Genomic DNA, 20,337 nt, shown 5'->3' with positions numbered 1-20,337 from the left:
ACACCGATGATCAACGTCTCCCCAAGAGCCCAACTGGCTGTCGGCATAGCACTGTCGGTGCTGATGGCAATGACCCGCGGTCAGCATTTCGCTTCGGTGAACCTGCCAAGCGCATCCTGGGCGGTGTTTTTCCTGGCAGGCGTGCTGCTGGCGCCGCGCTGGGTGTTCCCGGCTTTGTTTGTCGAAGCGTCGCTGCTGGATTTCGCCGCGATCGAATGGCAGGGGGTCAGCAGCTATTGTCTATCACCCGCGTACTGGATGCTGGTGCCGGCCTACGGGGCCCTGTGGTTCGGAGGGCGCGTTTACGCACGGTTGCATCGGGACCAACTGACGAGCCTGGCGCTGCTTGCAGGCTGCATGATGCTGAGTGCGTTCGTATGCTATTTATTTTCCGGCGGTGGTTTCCTGTTTTTCTCCGGCCGGTATCCAGATCCGAGCCTGGCGCAGCTTTCCGAGCGCATCGGCACCTACTATCCGCAGTATCTCACCAACCTGACGCTGTATGTCGGTATCGCCGCGTGTGTCTATATCAGGCTGCGCGCATGGACCGTAGGGCGTGAGGGGGCTCGCGCATGAGCGAGTCCAATGAGCGCGACGCCCGTCATAAGGCACGCATGCAGCGTAAGAAGGCTGTGGTTGATGAGAAGATTGCCGAAGCGCAGGACGAGTACGGCCTGTTACTTCTGCACACCGGCAACGGCAAAGGCAAGAGCAGTTCCGCATTCGGCATGGTTGCTCGAGCGCTCGGCCACGGCATGAAGGTGGGTGTTGTGCAGTTCATCAAGGGCGCAGCCAGCACAGGTGAGGAGCGCTTCTTTCGCCGCTTTTCCGATGAGGTCAGCTATCACGTGATGGGGGAGGGGTTCACCTGGGAAACCCAAGACCGCCAGCGTGACATCGCCAAAGCGAAGCAAGCGTGGGGCGTCGCTGCGCAGCTGTTGGCCGATCCTGAGATTGGTCTGGTAGTGCTGGACGAGCTCAATATCGCGCTCAAGTACGGCTATCTGGAGCTCGACCCGGTTCTGGCCGACATCGAATCCCGACCGCTCTTGCAGCATGTGGTCGTCACCGGCCGCGGCGCTCCGCCGGGCTTGATCGAAGCGGCAGACACGGTGACAGAAATGTCCCTGGTCAAACATGCCTTCAAGGCTGGCGTGAAAGCGCAGAAGGGAATCGAGTATTAATGTCTGCGATTGATTCACATGGTGCTGCTGAGACCGTCGAGCGCACTGAAACGCCGCATCACTGCCCAGCGCTGCTGATTGCCGCGCCCGCGTCGGGCCAGGGTAAAACGACCGTGACCGCTGGCTTGGCTCGACTGCACACACGCCAAGGCAAGCGGGTGCGCGTGTTCAAATGCGGGCCTGACTTCCTCGATCCCATGGTGCTGGCCCGGGCCAGCGGCAACCCGGTTTATCAACTCGATCTGTGGATGGTTGGCGAGTCCGAAAGCCGCCGGATGCTTTGGGAAGCGGCGCGCGAGGCTGATCTGATCCTCATTGAAGGCGTGATGGGGCTGTTCGATGGCACACCCTCAGCCGCTGATCTGGCGCGCCAGTTTGGTGTGCCGGTACTGGCTGTAGTCGACGGCTCGTCCATGGCGCAGACCTTCGGGGCGCTCGCTCACGGATTGGCCAGTTATCAGCCGGATCTGCCGTTTGCCGGTGTGTTGGCAAACCGGGTCGGTAGCAGCCGACACGGCGAAATCCTTCGGGACAGCCTACCGGCACACCTGGGGTGGTTTGGTGCGTTGCCGCGCGGTGAATCGGTGGGCCTGCCCAGCCGTCACCTGGGCCTCGTGCAGGCGCAGGAACTGGCAGATCTGGATGCCCGACTCGATGCGGCTGCAGATGCCTTGGCGGCGAGCGCTGAATATGCGCTGCCGGCTGCGGTCAGCTTCGCGCCAGCGGCATCCGAGACGCTGCCGAAACTATTGAAAGGGGTGCGCATCGGGGTGGCGCGTGACGCCGCCTTCTCCTTTGTCTATCAGGCCAACCTCGACCTGCTGCAAGCGCTCGGTGCGGAGCTGCTGTTTTTCTCGCCGCTGCGATTTTCCCGTCTGCCCGCCATAGACAGCCTGTACCTGCCTGGTGGTTACCCTGAGTTGCATCTGCGGGCGTTGAGCCGTAACCGCACGATGGCCGAGGCAATACGGGGCCACCACGAGGCGGGCAAACCGACGCTCGCCGAGTGCGGCGGCATGCTCTACCTGCTCGACGGTCTGACCGGCCAGGACGGGGTACGAGAAAGCATGCTTGGTCTGCTGCCTGGCGAAGCGCAAATGCAGAAGCGGTTTACCGCAATGGCGCTGCAGGAAGTGCAGTTGCCAGAAGGGCGTCTGCGCGGCCACACCTTCCATCACTCCTCGCTCGAATCGCCGATGCAGCCGCTGGCGCGGGGTGAGTGTCCGAACTATAAGCGGACGGCAGAGGCTGTTTACCGGCAGGGGCGCCTTACGGCTTCCTATATACATTTCTACTTGCCGTCCGATCCCCGCGCGGCTGCGGCGATGCTCTGCCCATGAGCGAATTTGCCTTTACCGACGAGCAACGTGCTGGTGTCTATAGAGCGATTGGTGAACGACGCGATATGCGCCATTTCAGCGGAGGCGAGGTCGCAGCCGAATTGCTGGCGCGCCTGCTCGAGGCTGCGCATCAGGCGCCCAGTGTTGGCTTGATGCAGCCTTGGCGGTTTCTCCGTATCAGCCGTCCCGAATTGCGCAGCGCCGTTGCCGAGCTGGTCGAGGAGGAGCGACTCCGGACTGCCGCAGCGCTGGGCGAGCGGGGCGACGCATTCATGAAGCTGAAGGTTGAAGGCATTCAGGACTGCGCCGAATTGCTGGTCGTCGCGTTGATGGATGGCCGAGATGCACATGTGTTCGGCCGTCGCACGCTGCCGGAAATGGACCTCGCTTCGGCCGCCTGTGCGATCCAGAATCTCTGGCTGGCAGCTCGGGCAGAGGGGCTGGGCATGGGCTGGGTATCATTGTTCGATCCTCAGGCGCTGGCCGATCTGCTGCAGATGCCCAACGGGGCCAAACCGGTTGCCGTGATCTGCCTCGGCCCGGTGGTCGAGTTCTACCCTGCACCCATGCTAGCGCTTGAAGGTTGGACCGAGCCGCGACCGCTGTCCGAGTTGCTGTTCGATAACACCTGGGGGCACCGGTCGTGAGCGTCGCGCTGAGTTGCCTGGCTGGGGTAGCGCTTGACGCGGTGCTTGGTGAGCCTCGTCGCGGTCACCCGCTGGTTGCGTTCGGCGAGCTGGCCGACCGGCTTGAGCGACATTTCAACGGGCCCGACGGCCGCGGTTGGCGCAGCCATGGCGTAACTGCCTGGTGCCTCGCAGTGCTGCCGCTGACGGGGGCGGCGTGGCTACTCGGCTCGTTACCGGGCATTGGCTGGCTGGTTGAGATCTGTTTGCTGTACATGGCGCTTGGGTTGCGCAGCCTTGGGGACCATGTGCTGCCGGTCGCCTGTGCTCTGCGCCGGGGTGACCTGCCCGAAGCGCGCCGGCGCGTTGGTTTCATCGTCAGCCGCGATACGCGCGAACTGGACGAGCAGGGCGTCGCCCGAGCGACGACCGAGTCGGTCCTGGAGAATGGTAGCGATGCGGTATTTGCCGCGCTGTTCTGGTTCGTTGTGGCGGGCGCGCCTGGAGTGGTGCTGTACCGACTGAGCAATACGCTTGATGCCATGTGGGGCTACCGCAATGAGCGCTTCGAACGATTCGGCTGGGCTGCGGCGCGTATCGATGATGTGCTGAATTTCATTCCCGCCAGGCTGGTTGCGCTGACGTATGCGCTATCAGGCCAGACGCGCCGTGCCTGGCATTGCTGGCGCACGCAGGCCCCGCTATGGGACAGCCCCAACGCCGGGCCTGTAATGGCTGCCGGTGCGGGCGCATTGGGCGTGGCGCTGGGTGGTCCGGCTGTCTACAACGGCGAGCTACATGACAGACCCATTCTTGGCGAAGGCGAAGCGCCTCAGGCTCGAGATATCGAGCGCGCGCTGGATCTGGTCTGGGCGGGGGTCGGTCTGTGGTTGTCGGCACTGTTGCTGGGGAGCTGGTTGAATGCTTGAGCACGGTGGACGGCTCCGTAGCGCGGCCGAGCATTTCGATATCCCGCTGCAGGATTGGCTGGATCTCTCCACAGGCATCGCTCCCTACGGTTTCGATCTGCCAGCCATTCCTGCCGAAGCCTGGCTGCGCCTGCCGGAAGCCGAAGACGAACTGGAGGACGCGGCACGAGCCTATTTCGGTGCCACCTCGCTGCTGCCAGTGGCTGGCTCCCAGGCCGCGATCCAGATGTTGCCGCGCTTGCGCAGAACCCTTCAGGTGGGAATCGTGTCGCCCTGTTATGCGGAGCACGCAGAGGCATGGCGCCGTGAAGGGCACCGCCTTAGCGAATTCAGCGAAGGCAGCGTGCCGCGGGCCATCGATGGGCTCGACGTGCTGGTGGTGGTCAACCCGAATAATCCTACGGGACGACGGCTGCCACCGGAACAGCTGCTTCACTGGCATCACCGTCTCGCCGAACGCGGCGGCTGGCTGATCGTCGACGAAGCCTTCATGGATCCAACCCCGATGCACAGCCTGGCCCCGCACAGCCATTTGCCAGGTCTGATTGTGCTGCGTTCGTTTGGCAAGTTTTTCGGCATGGCCGGAGCCCGGCTGGGCTTCGTGCTGGCGGAACCGAGCTTGCTGTCTGTGCTGAGTGATGCGCTTGGGCCATGGCCGATTGCCGGGCCGTCACGTTTCATAGGTACGGTACTGCTTGCTGATCATGAGGGGCAGCGTCGACAACGCGAGCGATTGCGAGTCGATAGTGCGCGTCTGGAGCAGCTCCTGTCGGAGCACGGGTTGCCACCCACCGGCGGCTGCGGGCTTTTCCATTGGGTTGTGACGGAGGATGCGACCATGCTTCGTGAGTTTCTGGCCTGCCAGGGCATCCTGGTGCGCCGCTTTCTCTATCCGCCAAGCGTGCGCTTCGGGCTGCCCGCGGACGAAGCGGGATGGGCTCGGCTGACGCGTGCCCTGACTCACTATCAGGCGTTGCGCACATGAGCACCTTGATGGTCCAGGGGACGACGTCAGACGCTGGCAAGAGCACGCTGGTGACCGCACTTTGTCGCTGGTTCAAGCGCCGGGGCGTTACCGTCGTGCCGTTCAAACCGCAGAATATGGCGCTTAACAGCGCGGTTACTGCCGACGGCGGCGAGATTGGCCGTGCCCAAGCAGTGCAGGCCCAGGCTGCAGGCTTGGCGCCACAGACTGACATGAATCCCATCCTGCTCAAGCCCAACAGCGATGTGGGCGCTCAAGTGATCATTCATGGACGCGCCGTCGGCAACATGGACGCAGCGGCCTATCACGACTACAAACGCGTGGCGATGGACGCGGTGCTGGCCTCGCACCGGCGCCTGAGCGATGCCTATCAGGTTGTAATGGTCGAAGGCGCGGGCTCGCCCGCCGAGATCAATCTGCGCGCCAATGACATCGCCAATATGGGTTTTGCCGAAAAAGCCGACTGCCCGGTGATCCTCATTGCAGATATCGACAAGGGCGGTGTGTTCGCGCACCTGGTCGGCACGCTGGAATTGCTCAGCCCAAGCGAGCAGGCGCGCGTCAAAGGCTTCGTAATCAACCGCTTTCGTGGCGATATTTCGCTGCTGCAGCCGGGTCTAGATTGGCTTGAACAGCGCACGGGAAAACCCGTTCTCGGTGTGCTGCCGTACCTTACGGACTTTCATCTCGAAGCAGAGGACGCCGTAGATGCGCGCCAATCGGCGAAGAGCGCGCAGACTCTGAAAGTGGTGGTGCCGGTCTTGCCGCGTATCAGCAATCACACCGATTTCGACCCGCTGCGTTTGCATCCACAGGTTGATCTGCGCTTTATCGGGCCCAGGCAAGCTGTCCCGCCGGCGGATCTGATTGTCCTTCCGGGATCGAAAAGCGTTCGTGCAGACCTAGCATGGCTGCGTGAGCAAAGCTGGGAACCGGCGATCCAGCGGCATCTGCGCTACGGTGGCAAGTTACTGGGAATCTGTGGAGGACTGCAGATGCTTGGCGACAGCATTGACGACCCGCTGGGTCTGGAAGGGCCGGCTGGGCAGAGCGTCGGGCTGGGATTATTGCGATTCACTACCACGCTGGCTGCGCACAAGCAGCTGCGGAACGTCCATGGTCGGCTGGGGATCGATGACGTCGAGATCAGTGGTTATGAGATTCACGCTGGCATTAGTGACGGACCGGCCCTGGAACGTGCTGCTGTACGGCTCGACGATGGCCGCCGTGACGGGGCGATAAGCGAGGATGGTCAGGTGCTCGGTACCTACCTTCACGGTCTTTTCGAAACTCCAGGTGCCTGCGAGTCGCTATTGCGCTGGGCAGGGCTGGAGAGGGTCCAGCGGGTCGATTATCAGGCATTGCGTGAACGCGATATCGAGCGACTGGCAGATCTGGTGGACAGCCATCTGGACGTCTCGCAGCTGCTGGCGCTATGCGGGCTGTCAAAGGAAGCGGGCATATGATCGAACTGATTCTCGGCGGGGCGCGGTCCGGCAAGAGCCGGTTGGCTGAGCGGCTTGCCGTCGATAGCGGTCTCGCCGTGATCTATATCGCCACCAGTCAGCCCCTGGACGGCGAAATGGGCGAGCGCATCGCCCACCACCGTGCTCGGCGCCCCGCTACCTGGGCGTTGATCGAGGAACCGCTGGCGCTTGCCTCTGTACTGCGAGAACACGCCCGTGCCGATCGCTGCATACTGGTGGACTGCCTGACGCTATGGCTGACCAATCTGCTGATGCTGGACGACCAGGCTCGCCTGATTGAAGAGCGCGATGCCTTGCTTGAATGCCTCGAAGAACTGCAGGGGCGAGTCCTGTTGGTGAGTAATGAGACCGGGTTAGGCGTGGTGCCGCTGGGTGAGTTGACCCGCCGTTATGTCGATGAAACAGGCCTGTTGCACCAGGCCCTCGCCGAGCATTGTCATCGGGTGGTACTCACCGTGGCGGGTTTGCCAATGACCCTGAAAGGAGCGGCACTGTGAGCAAACAATGGTGGCTGGAGCCCTGTCGTACGCCAGACGAGGAGGCGCGCCAGGCCGTACTTCAGCGCGATGCCCGTTTGACCAAACCGGAGGGTGCGCTGGGGCGTATCGAAGCGGTCGTGCCACAGCTGGCGGCTCTGCAGGGGCGTGATCGGCCGGCGGTGGAGCAGATCTGGATTGCGATTTTTGCCGGAGATCACGGCGTTGCCGCTGAAGGTGTCTCGGCCTTTCCGCAATCGGTCACCGGCCAGATGCTTGCCAATTTCATTAACGGCGGCGCAGCGATCAGTGTACTCGCCAAGGAGCTGAAGGCGACCTTGGAGGTGATTGATCTGGGAACAGTGGTTCCGTTGTCGCTGCCCCGGGTGCGCCATCTTTCGCTGGGGCCGGGCACCGCTAATTTCACCCACGAAGCGGCCATGAGTGCCGAGACTTGCGAGCTCTCGATGCAGGCTGGGCGCGACAGTGTGCAGCGGGCCTTGCAGCAACGGAGCGAGCTGTTCATTGGCGGCGAAATGGGCATCGGCAATACCACCACTGCGGCGGCGCTGGCCTGCGCCTTGCTCGCCTGCGCGCCTCATGATCTGGCAGGGCCGGGCACTGGCTTGGACGCGGCCGGTGTTGCACACAAGCGTGCAGTCATCGAGCGCGCATTGGCGCTGCACGCGGGATCGCACGATACCTTCGGTTGGATGCAACGGGTCGGTGGTTTCGAACTGGCTGCGCTCACTGGCGCTTACATCGCCTGCGCACAGCACGGCATCCCCGCGCTGGTCGACGGTTTCATCTGCAGTGTGGCGGCGCTGTGCGCAGTGCGTCTGAACCCGCCCTGTCGTGACTGGCTGCTGTTCGCCCACCGCTCGGCTGAGCCGGGCCACTCCGCTGTTCACGCAGCATTGGAGGCACGGCCGCTTTTGGATCTTGGCCTACGGCTGGGCGAAGGCAGTGGTGCGGCGCTTGCGGTTCCGCTGCTCCGGCTGGCCTGCGCACTTCATAACGGCATGGCGACCTTCGACGAAGCCGCAGTCGCGGCGAAGCAGGCATGAGCGTGCAGCTGGAGTTGCTGCGTCATGGTGAGACCGAATCCGGTGGCGGTTTTCGTGGGCGGCTGGATGATGCCCTCACCGCCAAGGGTTGGCAGCAGTTGCGTGCAACCGTTGTCGACGCCGGGCCGTGGGACCGAATCATCAGTTCACCCCTGCGCCGCTGCGCGGATTTTGCGGCTGAGCTCGCCGAACAACGTTCCATTGAGCTAGAACTCGAACCTGACCTGCGTGAACTGGACTTCGGCGACTGGGAAGGGCGCACTGCTGCGGATCTAATGATCGATCAGAGCGAAGCCCTAGGCCGCTTCTGGAACGATCCGTACAGCTTCACTCCGCCTAATGCCGAGCCCGTCGCAGCCTTCGAGGATCGTGTGCTGGCTGCAATCGAGAGGCTGACGGATCGATGTGCGGGCGAACGCGTACTGCTCATCACCCACGGCGGTGTGATGCGGCTATTGCTGGCGCAGGCGCGCGGGCTGCCACGCGAATGTTTGTTGCAGGTCCAGGTCAATCATGGCGAGTTGTTCGGGCTGAGAACTGGTTTTGCTGATGCCACCCTCTGGCTGGAAGAACGATGCAGCCCTTTTTGATTGCGCTGCAGTTTTTGACCTGCCTCCCGGTACGCCTACGTAGCATGCCTGAGCCGCAGCAGATCGGCAGGTCCTTGCTCTATTACCCGCTGGTGGGGTTGCTGCTGGGCAGCATGCTCTGGGTGCTGGGGATGGTACTTGGCGATGCGGCCCCGCCGCTGACGGCCGCGCTAGTGTTAGCCGCGTGGGTCGGGCTGACCGGTGCGCTGCACCTCGACGGCCTGGCCGATAGCGCGGACGCCTGGCTGGGCGGCTTCGGCGATAGGGAACGAACCCTGGCGATCATGAAAGACCCGAGCAGCGGTCCGGTTGCAGTCGCCGTGCTGGTGTTGTTGCTATTGCTGAAGTTCGCCGCGATATGGACGCTGCTTGAACGAGACAACCTGCTGCTAATACTGGCGGTACCGCTACTTGGGCGAAGCGCAATGTTGGGGTTGTTTCTCACCACGCCCTATGTGCGACCGGGCGGCTTGGGACAGGCCTTGGCCGAATATTTGCCGAGATCGGAAGCTCGGGTGATGCTGGGACTGATCGCACTCGCTGGCGTGCTGATGGGGCCCAGTGGTTGGGTTGCGCTGGCGACCGCGGCGGGTGTCGGGATGCTGGTGCGCCGTAGCCTGGTTCAGCGTCTGGGCGGTACCACGGGCGATACGGCCGGTGCGTTGCTGGAACTGGTGGAGTGTGGGGTGCTGGTCGGCCTGGCCCTGCTGGTCTAGCGCGGCAGCTCAGCCCAGCAGTGCGACGGCCTTGATCTGAGCCCAGAGCGCTTTACCCTTGGTAACGTTCAGCTGGTCGGCAGAGCGCCGCGTAATTCGAGCCAGCAGGGGCGTGCCTTGTGCGTCCAGACGAACCAGGACATGGGCCGGCGTATCGGCGGAGGCCACTTCATCGACCCGCACCGGTAGCAGGTTGCTGATGCTGGTGCCTTGTGCACGTTCCAGCGTCAGGCTTACATCCCGTGCATGGACGCGAAAGCGCAGCCGGTGACCAATGGCTTCGCTCCTTTGCGCCACCAGTACATTGCCGCCTTGAAACGATAAGCGGGTGAGGTGGTAATCCGTGTCGTGCCCGGCGATCTCCGATTCGATGACCACGCCTGCATCGTCTTCGAATGCAATAGGCAGATCCAGACGCGAAAGCGTTTCGTGCAGTGTGCCCTGCGCGACGACGCGGCCTTCCTCAAGAAGGACCAGGTGATCGGCCAGTCGCGCCACTTCGTCCGGAGCATGACTGACATATAGGACAGGGATATCCAGCTCATCATGCAGACGTTCGAGGTAAGGCAGGATTTCCTGTTTGCGCTTCACATCCAGAGCCGCCAGAGGCTCGTCCATCAGCAGCAGGCGTGGGCTCGTAAGCAGGGCGCGCGCGATCCCGACCCGCTGGCGTTCACCACCGGAAAGTCGCCCCGGCAAGCGCTCCAGAAGATGTTCGATACCAAGCAGCTCGACAGCTTGGCCCCAGGCAACACGTCGATCCTGTGTCGGGATGCGCTTCATGCCGAATTCGAGGTTGCCCCTGACCGACAAATGGGCGAACAGATTGGCGTCCTGGAACACGTAGCCTATTGCGCGCCGGTGCGGTGGCATGAACCACTGGCGGCTCGAGTCTTGCCAACATTCGCCGTTTACCACCAGCGCTCCGGTACTGCTGCGTTCGAGTCCGGCAATGCAGCGCAGACAACTGGTCTTGCCCGAGCCTGAGGGGCCGAACAGGGCGGTAACACCTCGCCCAGGTAGTTCGACATCCAGGTCCAACGTGAAGCCTGGATGGGCCAGATGCAGCCGTGCGTGAATGCCGCTCGTGTTGGTGCTCATCCGCGCCACCCCTGTCGTAAAGGACTCGCATAGAGCGTGAGCAGTACCAGAAAGGAGAACAGCAGCATCCCGCTGGCAAGCCAATGTGCCTGGGTGTATTCCAAGGCTTCGACGTGATCGTAGATCTGTACGGACAACACGCGCGTTCTCTCGGGAATGTTTCCGCCGATCATCAGTACTACACCGAACTCACCCACCGTATGCGCGAAGCCGAGAATGCTGGCCGTCACGAAGCCAGGCCGTGCCAGCGGCAACGCGACGGTGAAGAAGGCGTCCAGCGGACCCGCTCGCAAGGTCATTGCCGCTTCGAGGGGCCGTTCGCCTATCGCTTCGAAGGCATTCTGCAGCGGTTGCACGACGAAGGGCATCGAGTAGAAAACCGATCCGACAACCAGGCCGGCAAAGGTGAAGGGCAATACACCCAGGCCGAGTGATTGAGTCAGCTGCCCAACGGGACCATTGGGGCCCATTACTACCAGCAAATAGAAGCCGAGGACACTGGGGGGGAGCACAAGAGGCAGCGCTACCACCGCGCCAATCGGCCCCTTCAAGCGCGAGCGGGTCCGCGCCAACCACCAAGCGATGGGCGTTCCGAGTAGCAGCAGCAGAACGGTTGTGATGCTGGCGAGTTTGAGCGTCAGCCAGATGGCCGAAATGCTGGCGTCATCCAAGTCGGGCATTCCCATTGCCTACTGATGGTAACCGTAGGCGCGCATCACTTCGGTTGCCTCAGCGCTTCGGAGGTAATCGAGCAATGCTTGCGCTGCTGGGTTGTTGCGCCCCTTGTTCAGCAGCAACGCGTCCTGGCGGATCGGTGGATGATAAGTAGCAGGCACTACCCAGCCCGACCCCTGTTGAATCACGCCATCTTTGGCGACTTGGGAGAGAGCGACAAAGCCGAGATCGGCGTTACCGCTCGCGACGAACTGATGGGTTTGCGCAATATTTTCACCCTGTACCAATTCGTCCTTTACCGAGTCCGCCAGGCCAAGCTTTGTCAACGTCGCCATCGCCGCGGCGCCATAGGGTGCGGTGTTAGGGTTAGCGATGGCCAGGTGGCGAAACGGCTTGTCGTCCAGCACCTTAGCCTGGCCATTGATGTAATCCTCCTTGGCTGACCACAACACCAGCGTGCCAATGGCGTAGGTGAAGCGGCTTCCAGCCACGCCCAGCCCTTCACGTTCCAGTTTGGCTGGGATCTGTTCATCCGCCGCCAGCAGTACCGAGAACGGCGCGCCGTTACGGATCTGTGCGTAGAGTTTTCCGGTCGAGCCAAAGGCCAGCAGCACCTTATGGCCGGTGTCGCGTTCGAACCGTTCGGCGATGACGCGCATCGGAGCGGTGAAATTCGACGCGACCGCAACCTGAACTTCGCTGGCAAGGCCGATCAAAGGTGTGAGTGCGGCCAGCACCGCTAAGAGGGATGTACAGATGCGGTTCATCATGTTTCTCAATCCACTGCGATGATTACGTGCGAGGCCTTGATCAGTGCCGTACAGGACTGGCCGACGACCAGTCCGAGCGCCTCGGTGCTTTCGTTTGTGATCACCGCACCTAGGGTACGATTGCCTGGAAGCAGCAGTTTGACGTCGCAGCTGACTGCACCGGGCGTGATCGCGCCTATCGTTCCGGTCAGACGGTTGCGAGCGCTGATCTTCACGTTCGGGTCAGGCGACAGTAGGACGAAGCTGGCCTTGACCAGGGCCATTGCGATCTTGCCCGTCGCTAGCTGTAGCTCGTCGATGCTCTCATTGGTCAGGGTCGCGGTCATGGTCTGCCCATCACCGATATCGAGGCTGACACTGCCGTTCACCGCGCCTCTTTCGACCTCGGTGATGCGGCCCCGAAACTGATTGCGCGCACTGGTTTTCATGGCGATCGCCCGAAGCAGTTTGTCGATGTCTTCAAATCCATCTATGCCCTTTGAGACCTGGGCCAGGAAGCGTTCGTACTCGTGTCGCATGCGTTGCCAGACATGCAGCATTTCGCGACCAAAGTCAGTCAGTTGCGTTCCGCCGCCCTTCGCACCGCCAGCGTTGCGCATCACCAGTGGCCGTTCGGAGAGGTTGTTCATCGTATCCACCGCATCCCACGCAGCCTTGTAGCTGAGTTTGATGGCCTTGGCGGCGCGGCTGATGGACCCGGTCGCCTCGATCTGTTCGAGTAGTTCGATGCGTTTGCCGCCGAGATAGCCTTTCTCGCCACGGTTGAACCAAAGCTGGCCATCAATGCGCAACGGCTGGGTTTGTTTTGATTCGTTCATTTTGGCTCCGCGTAGATGCCTACATTCTGGCAATCGTTATATAGATTTGTATATAGCGTTTTGCGTGAGGCTTTAGTGATGAGCGAAGCCGTTGCTCCGAGCGCAGCTGAGGGAGTAGCGTTGCTTCGATTTCTCTGGAGGTTCGTCATGAAACAGAATGGGTTGCCGCTTCACTCGCACTGCTTTTGCTGGCTGGGCCCGTAGCGGCCGAGCAGTGCCCAGCGTTACTGCAGCATGAGCTCCCTGCGCTGAGATCGAAGGAAACCATTGATCTGTGCGAGGCGTTTCAGGGCAAGGCCTTGGTGGTGGTCAACACCGCCAGCTTTTGTGGCTTCGCCCCGCAGTTCAAGGGGCTGGAGGCGTTGTATCAGCGCTACAAGGGCGACGGGCTGGTGATCCTTGGCGTGCCGTCCGATGACTTCTTTCAGGAGTCTGACGATGCGGCTGAAACGGCGGAGGTCTGCTACGTCAATTACGGGGTCACGTTTCCCATGGCGGAGACGCAGCCTGTGCGGGGTAGCAACGCAATACCGCTATTTCGAGAACTGGCCGAGCAAGCCGGCGGCGCACCTCGCTGGAATTTCTATAAGTATGTGGTCGATCGCAACGGCAAGGTAGTCGACTATTTTTCGAGTAAAGTCGAGCCGGACGATCCGGAGCTGATAGCTGCAGTAGAAAAGGCGTTAGCCAAGTAGCGGAAGGGGTGCCCCGACCGGTCGGTCGGGGCGGGGTGCATCAGAAGCGGTAGGTCATGGCAGCGCCAAAACCGTGAGCGCTGTTCTCGTAGGTAGCGTTGTAGGTGTCTTGATCGATTTTAGTGTCTTCTTCCCACAGATACGAGTAAGCCAGGTCGACCGTCATATCGTCGTTCGGATTCCAGGCGAGGCCAAAGCTAACGGCCGTCCGGTCACCAGTGGGGATGCGTGGCGAACGATGAGTGTTGTTGGTGGGGCTTTGGTCGAGAGCTACACCGGTACGCAAGGTCCACTGCTTGTTCAGCTTGTACGCTGCTCCCAAGGCATAAGACCACGTGTCATGCCAATCCTGCTCTTCTTCGATTGTGCCGAATGCAGCAGATGCCGGTCCTGCAGCAACACCTTCATTTTCCACGATGATCGACTCGAGTCGGCTCCAGCGCGTGAGCATGGCTCCGCCGTAGATCGTCCACTGATCATTCAGATCATGGGTGATGGACATGTCAATTGATTCTGGCGTCTCTAAATCGAGTGAGGCATCGTATTGGCCATACGCTCCGACGGACCCGAGGATAAGATCGTTGCCCGATACACGCGTATCGCCTTCAAGTGTGTAATCCACTTTCGACCGATAGGTCACTCCCGCGCGGGTATGAGGGGTAAACTCATAGAGCATGCCGATATTGAAGCCCAGCGCAGTATCGTCGCCCTTGATCTTCACTCGGCTATCGGCTGTTGCGCCAGGTGTAAAGGGAGGTACTGCACTTTCCAGCTTCCCATCGATCCGGTTGATGGTGGGACCGAAGCCGACAGATAGCTTTTCATTAAAGCGATAGCTGACGGTGGGCTGAACCGTGATGACACGAACTTCACTATAGTCGCCTTCATAACGACCCGAGAAGCCGCTTTCGTAGTCAGTAATAAGGCCAAAAGGCACGTAAACACCTACACCAACGGCCCACTTGTCGTCCAAGGGTTTAACGTAATAGCCCATCGGGACGGCGGTGAACGGAACCATATCGCCGTCATTCGTACCGGCTGCACCGCTAGCATTCGTGATATCGGTTTTGGCATTGATCGCTGCCATTCCGAAGCTGGCCTGCTCTCGCTCGAGGCGGGACATACCAGCAGGGTTGCCGAATAGAGTTGTGGCGTCATCGGCAGAAGAGGAGCGACCGGCGAATGAGGTGCCCATGCCGCTGATGCTTTGTTCGTTAAGCGCGAAGCCGGCAGCCATGGCCTGAGTTGAAAGGGCGCCTACGGCTACTACAATCGCGGTCTTCAACCATGTTTTTTTCATTGTTGTACTCCAGGGGAAAAAGCGGCTCGGACCCTACCAAGCTCCTCTGATTTCTCGCAAACGAAAGAGTGCAATTTTTCGTAAAGCACGACGACCGGCGCCGATAAGAAGTCGAAAAGCCGATAAAAAACCTGTCGCGCTATTCTTGACCAGGCAGTCGGAGATGGCGCTATCATGCAACGGGTCGATGAGGGTCAGTAATCCACTCGCTCCAGGAGCCTGCGTAAAGTTTAGCCAAGGGGTAGCCTGCGAGGCACAAAGCGAAGAGGTTATGACAAGCCGTCACACCCGAGCCGCAGTAGGCCACCAGGGTATCCGGAGTTTGACCTTCCGACTGTTCGTTAAATCGCGCGCGCAGCTTATCAGGAGCAAGGAAGCGTCCATTAGCATCCAGGTTTTCGGTAAACGGCACGCAGCGAGCGCCCGGGATGTGCCCCGCGACGGGGTCGATGGGTTCCTGCTCACCGAGAAATCGAGGCAAAGCACGGGCGTCTAGTAGCGTCAGGCCGGGCTGACCTAAACGTGCAATGAGTTGCTGGGCTGAGATCAGCAGGTCGTTATCTGGCGTGCCGTCGAACTGGCCGGGCAGATAGTCAGTCACCCCATTGGTTACGGCGCCTCCGGCATCCCGCCAGGCTTTCAACCCGCCGTCCAGAAGATATACGCCGTTGCGCTTACCGAGCCATGTCAGTAGCCACCACGCCCGTGCGGCAAACGCACCGGGGCCGTCGTCGTAGAGTATGACTTCGCTGTCGTCGTTCAAGCCCGCGGCGCGAAGGCGCTCAAGCAACCGCTCCGGTTGCGGCAGTGGATGTCGTCCTGTTTGGCCGGGTGCCACCGGGCCCGAGAGATCTTTTTCCAGGTCCATAAACAGTGCCCCGGGGATATGGCCTTGCTGGTAGCTACGACTTCCGTAACCTGGGTCTTCGAGTGCGAACCGACAATCGAAGATACGCACATTCGGCTGCGCCAGTCGTGCGGTCAGTTGGGTGGTATCAATTAGTTGAGCAAGCGGCATGGCAGGGCTCCCTTCGGATTTCGGTAGGAAATTATCACGCGACGTCGACGGTGCCGATCAATGCGCTGCGAATGCCGAGACGCGATATATACTGCGCGACTGTTCGCTCGCTTGCGGATGAAAATCGACCAACAAGGAGGGCCTAGTGGCCATCGAAACTCAATGGGTGCTAGATGATGCGCATTTGGCCCGTCTGTGTGCCGAGTGGCGCCAGCTGCCTTACGTAGCGGTGGATACAGAGTTCATGCGGGTCGATACCTTCTACCCGATCGCGGCCTTGCTGCAAGTGGGCGACGGCCGGTGCGCCTATCTGATTGACCCATTGTTGATCACCGATTGGACTGCGTTTGCCAGTCTGCTTACCGACCAGTCGGTGGTGAAGGTCTTACATGCCTGCAGCGAAGATCTGGAGGTGCTCTGGCGGCTGACCGGTAGCCTGCCGATGCCGTTGTTCGATACGCAACTTGCTGCTGGCTATCTGAATATTGGCTTCTCGATGGGCTATTCGCGCCTGGTGCAGAGCGTGCTGAACATTGAATTGCCCAAAGGTGAGACGCGTTCCGACTGGCTGCAGCGACCCTTGAGCGAGATGCAGGTGCGCTACGCCGCTGAAGATGCGCAGCATCTTGCCGAACTCTACGAAGCACTCGTGCCCAAGCTGTCTGATGAGAAGCGGGCCTGGGTCATTGAAGACGGCGCCGAGCTGGTTGCCAATCTTCAGCGGGAAACCGATCCTGATGAAGCGTACCGTGAGGTCAAGCAGGCCTGGCGTTTGAAGCCGCGTCAGCTTGCGGTTTTACGCACGTTGACGGCCTGGCGGGAGCGGCAGGCGAGAGCACGTAATCAGCCTCGCAACCGCGTATTGCGTGAGCACAGCCTTTGGCCAATGGCGCGTACGCAGCCAACTGATCTCGCGGGCCTGGCGCGTATCGACGACATGCATCCGCGTACAGTGCGTCAGGATGGTGAGACCTTGATCGAGCTGATTCGCACCGCTGCCGCTACACCTGAGCAGGACTGGCCGGAGCCATTACCAGAGCCATTGCCGCTCGAAGCATCGACACAGCTCAAGAAATTGCGTTCTGTCGGGCAGAAGCAGGCCCAAATCATGGACATTGCCCCGGAACTGATGCTGCGCAAGAAAGTACTCGAAGCTCTTTTGAGGTCCGGATATCCCGATGGTCCCTATGAGCTGCCTGATACGCTGCGAGGTTGGCGTCGCGAACGCATGGGGCAGGCCCTACTCGACGTGCTGGAAGAGAAATCATGAAACGCATCTGTTCGATCTTTAGAAGCCCGCGCAAAAACGGAATGTACCTCTACGTCGAGCGCAGTGACGCGCTGGCCAGGGTTCCTGAAGCCCTGCTTGCGGCGTTCGGTCCGCCGCAGCTCGCCTTTGACATCATCCTGACGCCTGAGCGCAAGCTGGCGCAGGAGGACATCGCTACGGTCCTGGAAAACCTTGAGAAACAGGGTTACCACCTGCAGATGCCACCGCCTGAGGACGACTATATCGAGCACCTGCCCGAGGAGTTGCTGCGTCGCAACGACCCGGTTTGAGTTACGGGCGGTCAGTGCCCGGCGGTCGATCACCGACTGCGACGATGCTTTAAACTCCACCGCGCTTGGCCAGTTTTGTGGCTATGGCTAGACTCCTGAATTACTTCGAGACAGCTCTTTCATGGCGGCAAAAGTCGAACCCTTCTGGATGCGCAAGACGCTGGCCGAGCTGGACTCGGCCGAGTGGGAGTCGCTTTGCGATGGTTGCGGCTTGTGCTGCCTGCAAAAGCTTGAGGATGAAGAGGATGGCAGCGTTTACTACACCCGTATCGCCTGCAAGTTGCTCGATCTGAAAAGCTGCCGCTGCACCGATTATCCCAATCGCCGCGCCAGCGTCCCGGACTGCGTGCAACTGACCGCGGCGGATGCCGCTCAATTCAAATGGTTGCCGCCTACCTGTGGGTATCGTCTCGTGGCGGAAGGCAAGGATCTGCCGCTTTGGCATCATCTGGTATGTGGCGATCCAGACGCCGTGCATGCCGAGCGTATCTCCCAGTCGGGCCGAATGATCGCTGAGGGTTCTGTGGCTGATGATGACTGGGAAGATCATTTGATTTTCCGAGCCGGTTGAATCTACCTCAGCCCCCACCGTCATAGGTCTGAACCCAATTCGGAGCCGCACGATGTCCCGCCTTCAGTTACCGCTGCTAGTCGTCCTGTTGCTTTCGTTCATCGCACCACTTCAGGCGGCCAAGCGGGTTGATCTCGACTACACCGTCAAGTTCGTTCCCAATGAGGACGTGGCTGAGGTTGAGCTCATGCTGGAGGACGGGAGTGCAGTTCAATTCCTGGACCTGAATCTGGGTCGTCACGGACGTTACAGCGATTTCAAAACGGATGCCGAAAGTGACTGGGTCGAGGAGGGTAATCGTGGTGTCTGGCGGCCTGCGCCTGGCGAAGCGCGGTTGAGCTATCGGGTCAAGATCAGCCATCAACGCAAAAACGGTCGCTTCGATGCTCGTATGACGGACGACTGGGCGTTACTGCGCGGTGACGATCTGGTGCCTGCCGGTCGCCTGGCTCAGCAGGACGGGGTAAGGCTTGTGTCCAGGCTACAGTTCGAGCTTCCGGCAGGCTGGAAAAGTGTCGAGACAGGCTGGCCGCGTATCGGCAAGAATCGTTTCCGCGTCGATAATCCAGAGCGCCTGTTCGACCGTCCGACCGGATGGATAGTCGCTGGCAAGCTTGGCAGCCGTCGGGCTCGGCTTGGTGAAACCGACGTTACGGTTTCAGGGCCGTTGCACGAAGGTGTACGCAGGATGGATATCCTGACATTGCTGACGTTCGTCTGGCCTGAGATGCAGAACGTGTTTCCGCGGGACCCTGAAAAGCTCTTGATTGTGGGTGCCGGCGATCCGATGTGGCGGGGCGGGCTCTCTGGGCCGAACTCCTTTTTCATGCACGCCGACCGGCCCCTGGTCAGTGAGAATGGCACCAGCTCCTTGCTGCATGAGCTTGTTCATGTGTTCAGCCGAATCTCAGATGCAGACCGCAGTGATTGGATCAGCGAGGGCTTGGCCGAGTATTACGCGATCGAATTGATGCGGCGCGCTGGTGGCATGAGCGAGGACCGCTACCAGGCAGTTCGTGAACACCTGAGCGAATGGAGCCGCAAGGTCGACAGCTTGCGAACCGAACGATCCAGCGGCCCGATAACCGCCAGGGCTGTGTTGCTTTTGCAGGAGCTCGACCGTGAGATACGCCAGCGCAGCGAGGGGCGCCACTCGCTTGATGACGTTGCCCGCGGTCTGATGCGTCTGGATCGGGTGACCACTGATGATTTCATCAATATCACCGAAACCATGTTGGGTGGGGATTCGGAAGTGCTGGATAGTCGGCTGCTGCGCTAGTCCTTCAAGACGGTGCGCTTCAGTTAAATGATTGTATTCGCGCAAGGGGTTGTAGATGAGCTTGATTGATCTTCGTAGTGATACGGTGACTCAGCCGACGCCAGGCATGCGCGAGGCCATGCTGACAGCTGTCACGGGCGATGATGTTTATGGTGAGGACCCGACCGTCCGTGAACTGGAGCAGAAGCTGGCGGAACAGCTCGGTTTGCAGGCCGGATTGTTTGTGCCCAGCGGCACCATGAGCAACCTGCTGGCGCTAATGGCGCACTGTGATCGGGGTGATGAGTACATTGCAGGTCAGCTGGCGCACGCCTACAAGTACGAAGCGGGCGGCGCTGCGGTGCTCGGGTCGATCCAGCCGCAGCCTATCGAGATGGAGGCTGATGGGTCACTGGACCTGCAGCGCGTCGCGGCGGCGATCAAGCCGGACGACTTCCACTTCGCGCGTACCCGCCTGCTGGCGCTGGAAAACACCATGCACGGTAAAGTCTTACCGCTTGCCTATCTGGCTGAGGCCAGAGCGTTCACCCATGAGCGTGGACTTGCGCTTCATCTGGATGGGGCCCGATTGTTCAACGCGGTGGTCAAGTTGGGCTGTTCCGCCGAAGACATCGGTCGCCATTTCGATTCGGTATCTGTGTGTCTGTCCAAGGGCCTGGGTGCGCCAGTCGGTTCGGTGCTCTGCGGTGACGAGTCCTTTATCGCCAAGGCACGGCGGTTGCGCAAAATGGTCGGCGGTGGCATGCGTCAGGCTGGAGTGCTGGCGGCGGCGGGCCTCTACGCGCTTGATCATCAGGTACGGCGCCTTGCCGACGATCACCAGCGTGCCCTTGATATCGCCAAGGGCCTGGAATCGCTTGGCTATCGCGTCGAGCCCGTTCAGACCAACATGGTCTACCTCGATATCGGAGATCGCGCGGCATCACTCAAAGCGTTCTGTGCTGAGCGCGGCATTCTCCTGACGGCAGCGCCTCGGTTGCGGTTGGTGACGCATCTGGACGTAATGCCAGAGCATGTCGATCCGATTCTGGAAAGCTTCTCCGCTTTTTTGAAAGCATAGGTTCGAATCGCTGTCGAATAGCTTGATTCAATCTTATTTATCCTCTATGCGCGCGGCACAGGGCCGATATAATGCGGCCCTTTGCCGGCT

The 20,337-nt window shown here is 60.6% G+C and carries 23 protein-coding genes; 17 read left to right on the top strand and 6 right to left on the bottom strand.

Annotated features, from left to right (window positions below; all coding sequences use genetic code 11):
- Positions 1–6: 6 nt before the first annotated feature.
- From JQR87_RS12700 to JQR87_RS12650, 11 genes are read left to right on the top strand one after another with little or no spacing between them, the layout of a single operon-like run.
- Positions 7–576 carry a hypothetical protein gene (locus tag JQR87_RS12700; protein WP_407296618.1) on the top strand — a complete coding sequence of 190 codons (570 nt, stop codon included), beginning with the start codon at positions 7–9 and terminating at the stop codon, positions 574–576.
- Entirely contained in the window at positions 573–1,184 is a 612-nt protein-coding gene (gene cobO / locus JQR87_RS12695; RefSeq protein ID WP_407296620.1) for a cob(I)yrinic acid a,c-diamide adenosyltransferase, read from the top strand. Before JQR87_RS12700 ends, cobO begins: the two co-directional genes overlap by 4 nt.
- Positions 1,184–2,524 carry a cobyrinate a,c-diamide synthase gene (locus tag JQR87_RS12690; protein WP_407296623.1) on the top strand — a complete coding sequence of 447 codons (1,341 nt, stop codon included), beginning with the start codon at positions 1,184–1,186 and terminating at the stop codon, positions 2,522–2,524. The genes cobO and JQR87_RS12690 overlap by 1 nt, the downstream gene beginning before the upstream one ends.
- Positions 2,521–3,171 (top strand): 5,6-dimethylbenzimidazole synthase, encoded by a 651-nt coding sequence (bluB, locus tag JQR87_RS12685; protein WP_407296624.1) that lies wholly within the window; start codon positions 2,521–2,523, stop codon positions 3,169–3,171. Before JQR87_RS12690 ends, bluB begins: the two co-directional genes overlap by 4 nt.
- Positions 3,168–4,079 (top strand): adenosylcobinamide-phosphate synthase CbiB, encoded by a 912-nt coding sequence (cbiB, locus tag JQR87_RS12680; protein ID WP_407296626.1) that lies wholly within the window; start codon positions 3,168–3,170, stop codon positions 4,077–4,079. The genes bluB and cbiB overlap by 4 nt, the downstream gene beginning before the upstream one ends.
- On the top strand, positions 4,072–5,064 hold the full coding sequence (cobD, locus tag JQR87_RS12675) for a threonine-phosphate decarboxylase CobD (RefSeq protein WP_407296627.1): 993 nt from the start codon (positions 4,072–4,074) through the stop codon (positions 5,062–5,064). The genes cbiB and cobD overlap by 8 nt, the downstream gene beginning before the upstream one ends.
- On the top strand, positions 5,061–6,530 hold the full coding sequence (locus JQR87_RS12670; RefSeq protein ID WP_407296630.1) for a cobyric acid synthase: 1,470 nt from the start codon (positions 5,061–5,063) through the stop codon (positions 6,528–6,530). Before cobD ends, JQR87_RS12670 begins: the two co-directional genes overlap by 4 nt.
- Positions 6,527–7,048 carry a bifunctional adenosylcobinamide kinase/adenosylcobinamide-phosphate guanylyltransferase gene (gene cobU / locus JQR87_RS12665; protein WP_407296633.1) on the top strand — a complete coding sequence of 174 codons (522 nt, stop codon included), beginning with the start codon at positions 6,527–6,529 and terminating at the stop codon, positions 7,046–7,048. Before JQR87_RS12670 ends, cobU begins: the two co-directional genes overlap by 4 nt.
- Positions 7,045–8,094 (top strand): nicotinate-nucleotide--dimethylbenzimidazole phosphoribosyltransferase, encoded by a 1,050-nt coding sequence (gene cobT, locus JQR87_RS12660; protein ID WP_407296634.1) that lies wholly within the window; start codon positions 7,045–7,047, stop codon positions 8,092–8,094. The genes cobU and cobT overlap by 4 nt, the downstream gene beginning before the upstream one ends.
- Entirely contained in the window at positions 8,091–8,684 is a 594-nt protein-coding gene (cobC, locus tag JQR87_RS12655; RefSeq protein WP_407296636.1) for an alpha-ribazole phosphatase family protein, read from the top strand. Before cobT ends, cobC begins: the two co-directional genes overlap by 4 nt.
- Complete coding sequence (locus tag JQR87_RS12650) at positions 8,669–9,400, top strand: adenosylcobinamide-GDP ribazoletransferase (RefSeq protein WP_407296639.1); 732 nt, start codon at positions 8,669–8,671, stop codon at positions 9,398–9,400. Before cobC ends, JQR87_RS12650 begins: the two co-directional genes overlap by 16 nt.
- 9 nt (positions 9,401–9,409) lie before the next feature.
- Here JQR87_RS12650 and modC read toward each other — a convergent pair whose 3' ends face one another.
- From modC to JQR87_RS12630, 4 genes are read right to left on the bottom strand one after another with little or no spacing between them, the layout of a single operon-like run.
- Positions 9,410–10,501 (bottom strand): molybdenum ABC transporter ATP-binding protein, encoded by a 1,092-nt coding sequence (modC, locus tag JQR87_RS12645; protein ID WP_407296641.1) that lies wholly within the window; start codon positions 10,499–10,501, stop codon positions 9,410–9,412.
- Complete coding sequence (gene modB, locus JQR87_RS12640; protein ID WP_407296643.1) at positions 10,498–11,187, bottom strand: molybdate ABC transporter permease subunit; 690 nt, start codon at positions 11,185–11,187, stop codon at positions 10,498–10,500. The genes modC and modB overlap by 4 nt, the downstream gene beginning before the upstream one ends.
- A 3-nt stretch (positions 11,188–11,190) precedes the next feature.
- On the bottom strand, positions 11,191–11,943 hold the full coding sequence (gene modA, locus JQR87_RS12635; protein WP_407297714.1) for a molybdate ABC transporter substrate-binding protein: 753 nt from the start codon (positions 11,941–11,943) through the stop codon (positions 11,191–11,193).
- Positions 11,944–11,951: 8 nt separating this feature from the next.
- Positions 11,952–12,764, bottom strand: coding sequence for a TOBE domain-containing protein (locus tag JQR87_RS12630; protein WP_407296645.1), 813 nt, complete (start codon positions 12,762–12,764; stop codon positions 11,952–11,954).
- A 179-nt stretch (positions 12,765–12,943) separates the two neighbouring features.
- Between JQR87_RS12630 and JQR87_RS12625 the strand changes: the two genes are divergently transcribed.
- Entirely contained in the window at positions 12,944–13,459 is a 516-nt protein-coding gene (locus tag JQR87_RS12625) for a glutathione peroxidase (protein ID WP_407297716.1), read from the top strand.
- A gap of 40 nt (positions 13,460–13,499) precedes the next feature.
- Here JQR87_RS12625 and JQR87_RS12620 read toward each other — a convergent pair whose 3' ends face one another.
- The gene (locus JQR87_RS12620; RefSeq protein ID WP_407296647.1) at positions 13,500–14,759 is read right to left on the bottom strand and encodes an OmpP1/FadL family transporter; all 1,260 of its coding nucleotides are present in this window, start codon (positions 14,757–14,759) and stop codon (positions 13,500–13,502) included.
- Positions 14,760–14,931: 172 nt separating this feature from the next.
- Complete coding sequence (locus JQR87_RS12615) at positions 14,932–15,777, bottom strand: sulfurtransferase (protein ID WP_407296649.1); 846 nt, start codon at positions 15,775–15,777, stop codon at positions 14,932–14,934.
- Between the two features lie 145 nt (positions 15,778–15,922).
- Here JQR87_RS12615 and rnd point away from each other — a divergent pair, with 145 nt between their 5' ends.
- The 5 genes from rnd (at position 15,923) to ltaE (ending at position 20,247) form a co-directional block, all read left to right on the top strand.
- Positions 15,923–17,047, top strand: a complete 1,125-nt coding sequence (gene rnd, locus JQR87_RS12610) for a ribonuclease D (protein ID WP_407296651.1) — start codon at positions 15,923–15,925, stop codon at positions 17,045–17,047.
- The gene (locus tag JQR87_RS12605) at positions 17,044–17,337 is read left to right on the top strand and encodes a YcgL domain-containing protein (RefSeq protein WP_407296653.1); all 294 of its coding nucleotides are present in this window, start codon (positions 17,044–17,046) and stop codon (positions 17,335–17,337) included. The genes rnd and JQR87_RS12605 overlap by 4 nt, the downstream gene beginning before the upstream one ends.
- Before the next feature lie 121 nt (positions 17,338–17,458).
- Positions 17,459–17,908, top strand: coding sequence for a YcgN family cysteine cluster protein (locus JQR87_RS12600; RefSeq protein ID WP_407296655.1), 450 nt, complete (start codon positions 17,459–17,461; stop codon positions 17,906–17,908).
- A 52-nt stretch (positions 17,909–17,960) separates the two neighbouring features.
- Positions 17,961–19,187 carry a hypothetical protein gene (locus tag JQR87_RS12595; protein ID WP_407296657.1) on the top strand — a complete coding sequence of 409 codons (1,227 nt, stop codon included), beginning with the start codon at positions 17,961–17,963 and terminating at the stop codon, positions 19,185–19,187.
- A gap of 55 nt (positions 19,188–19,242) precedes the next feature.
- The gene (gene ltaE, locus JQR87_RS12590; RefSeq protein ID WP_407296658.1) at positions 19,243–20,247 is read left to right on the top strand and encodes a low-specificity L-threonine aldolase; all 1,005 of its coding nucleotides are present in this window, start codon (positions 19,243–19,245) and stop codon (positions 20,245–20,247) included.
- Positions 20,248–20,337 lie beyond the last annotated feature (90 nt).

The organism is Stutzerimonas stutzeri (genome assembly GCF_051028275.1).
In the GTDB taxonomy this organism is placed as follows: domain Bacteria; phylum Pseudomonadota; class Gammaproteobacteria; order Pseudomonadales; family Pseudomonadaceae; genus Stutzerimonas; species Stutzerimonas stutzeri_AS.
The sequence above is the reverse complement of the archived record's forward strand: the minus strand, read 5'-3'. Positions and strand labels throughout refer to the sequence as shown.

Coding starts and splice junctions, on each gene's coding strand:
- JQR87_RS12700 (WP_407296618.1), top strand. CDS start 7: ATGATCAACGTCTCCCCAAGAGCCCAACTGGCTGTCGGCATAGCACTG.
- cobO (WP_407296620.1), top strand. CDS start 573: ATGAGCGAGTCCAATGAGCGCGACGCCCGTCATAAGGCACGCATGCAG.
- JQR87_RS12690 (WP_407296623.1), top strand. CDS start 1,184: ATGTCTGCGATTGATTCACATGGTGCTGCTGAGACCGTCGAGCGCACT.
- bluB (WP_407296624.1), top strand. CDS start 2,521: ATGAGCGAATTTGCCTTTACCGACGAGCAACGTGCTGGTGTCTATAGA.
- cobD (WP_407296627.1), top strand. CDS start 4,072: ATGCTTGAGCACGGTGGACGGCTCCGTAGCGCGGCCGAGCATTTCGAT.
- JQR87_RS12670 (WP_407296630.1), top strand. CDS start 5,061: ATGAGCACCTTGATGGTCCAGGGGACGACGTCAGACGCTGGCAAGAGC.
- cobU (WP_407296633.1), top strand. CDS start 6,527: ATGATCGAACTGATTCTCGGCGGGGCGCGGTCCGGCAAGAGCCGGTTG.
- cobC (WP_407296636.1), top strand. CDS start 8,091: ATGAGCGTGCAGCTGGAGTTGCTGCGTCATGGTGAGACCGAATCCGGT.
- JQR87_RS12650 (WP_407296639.1), top strand. CDS start 8,669: ATGCAGCCCTTTTTGATTGCGCTGCAGTTTTTGACCTGCCTCCCGGTA.
- modC (WP_407296641.1), bottom strand. CDS start 10,501: ATGAGCACCAACACGAGCGGCATTCACGCACGGCTGCATCTGGCCCAT.
- modB (WP_407296643.1), bottom strand. CDS start 11,187: ATGGGAATGCCCGACTTGGATGACGCCAGCATTTCGGCCATCTGGCTG.
- modA (WP_407297714.1), bottom strand. CDS start 11,943: ATGAACCGCATCTGTACATCCCTCTTAGCGGTGCTGGCCGCACTCACA.
- JQR87_RS12630 (WP_407296645.1), bottom strand. CDS start 12,764: ATGAACGAATCAAAACAAACCCAGCCGTTGCGCATTGATGGCCAGCTT.
- JQR87_RS12620 (WP_407296647.1), bottom strand. CDS start 14,759: ATGAAAAAAACATGGTTGAAGACCGCGATTGTAGTAGCCGTAGGCGCC.
- JQR87_RS12615 (WP_407296649.1), bottom strand. CDS start 15,777: ATGCCGCTTGCTCAACTAATTGATACCACCCAACTGACCGCACGACTG.
- JQR87_RS12605 (WP_407296653.1), top strand. CDS start 17,044: ATGAAACGCATCTGTTCGATCTTTAGAAGCCCGCGCAAAAACGGAATG.
- JQR87_RS12600 (WP_407296655.1), top strand. CDS start 17,459: ATGGCGGCAAAAGTCGAACCCTTCTGGATGCGCAAGACGCTGGCCGAG.
- JQR87_RS12595 (WP_407296657.1), top strand. CDS start 17,961: ATGTCCCGCCTTCAGTTACCGCTGCTAGTCGTCCTGTTGCTTTCGTTC.
- ltaE (WP_407296658.1), top strand. CDS start 19,243: ATGAGCTTGATTGATCTTCGTAGTGATACGGTGACTCAGCCGACGCCA.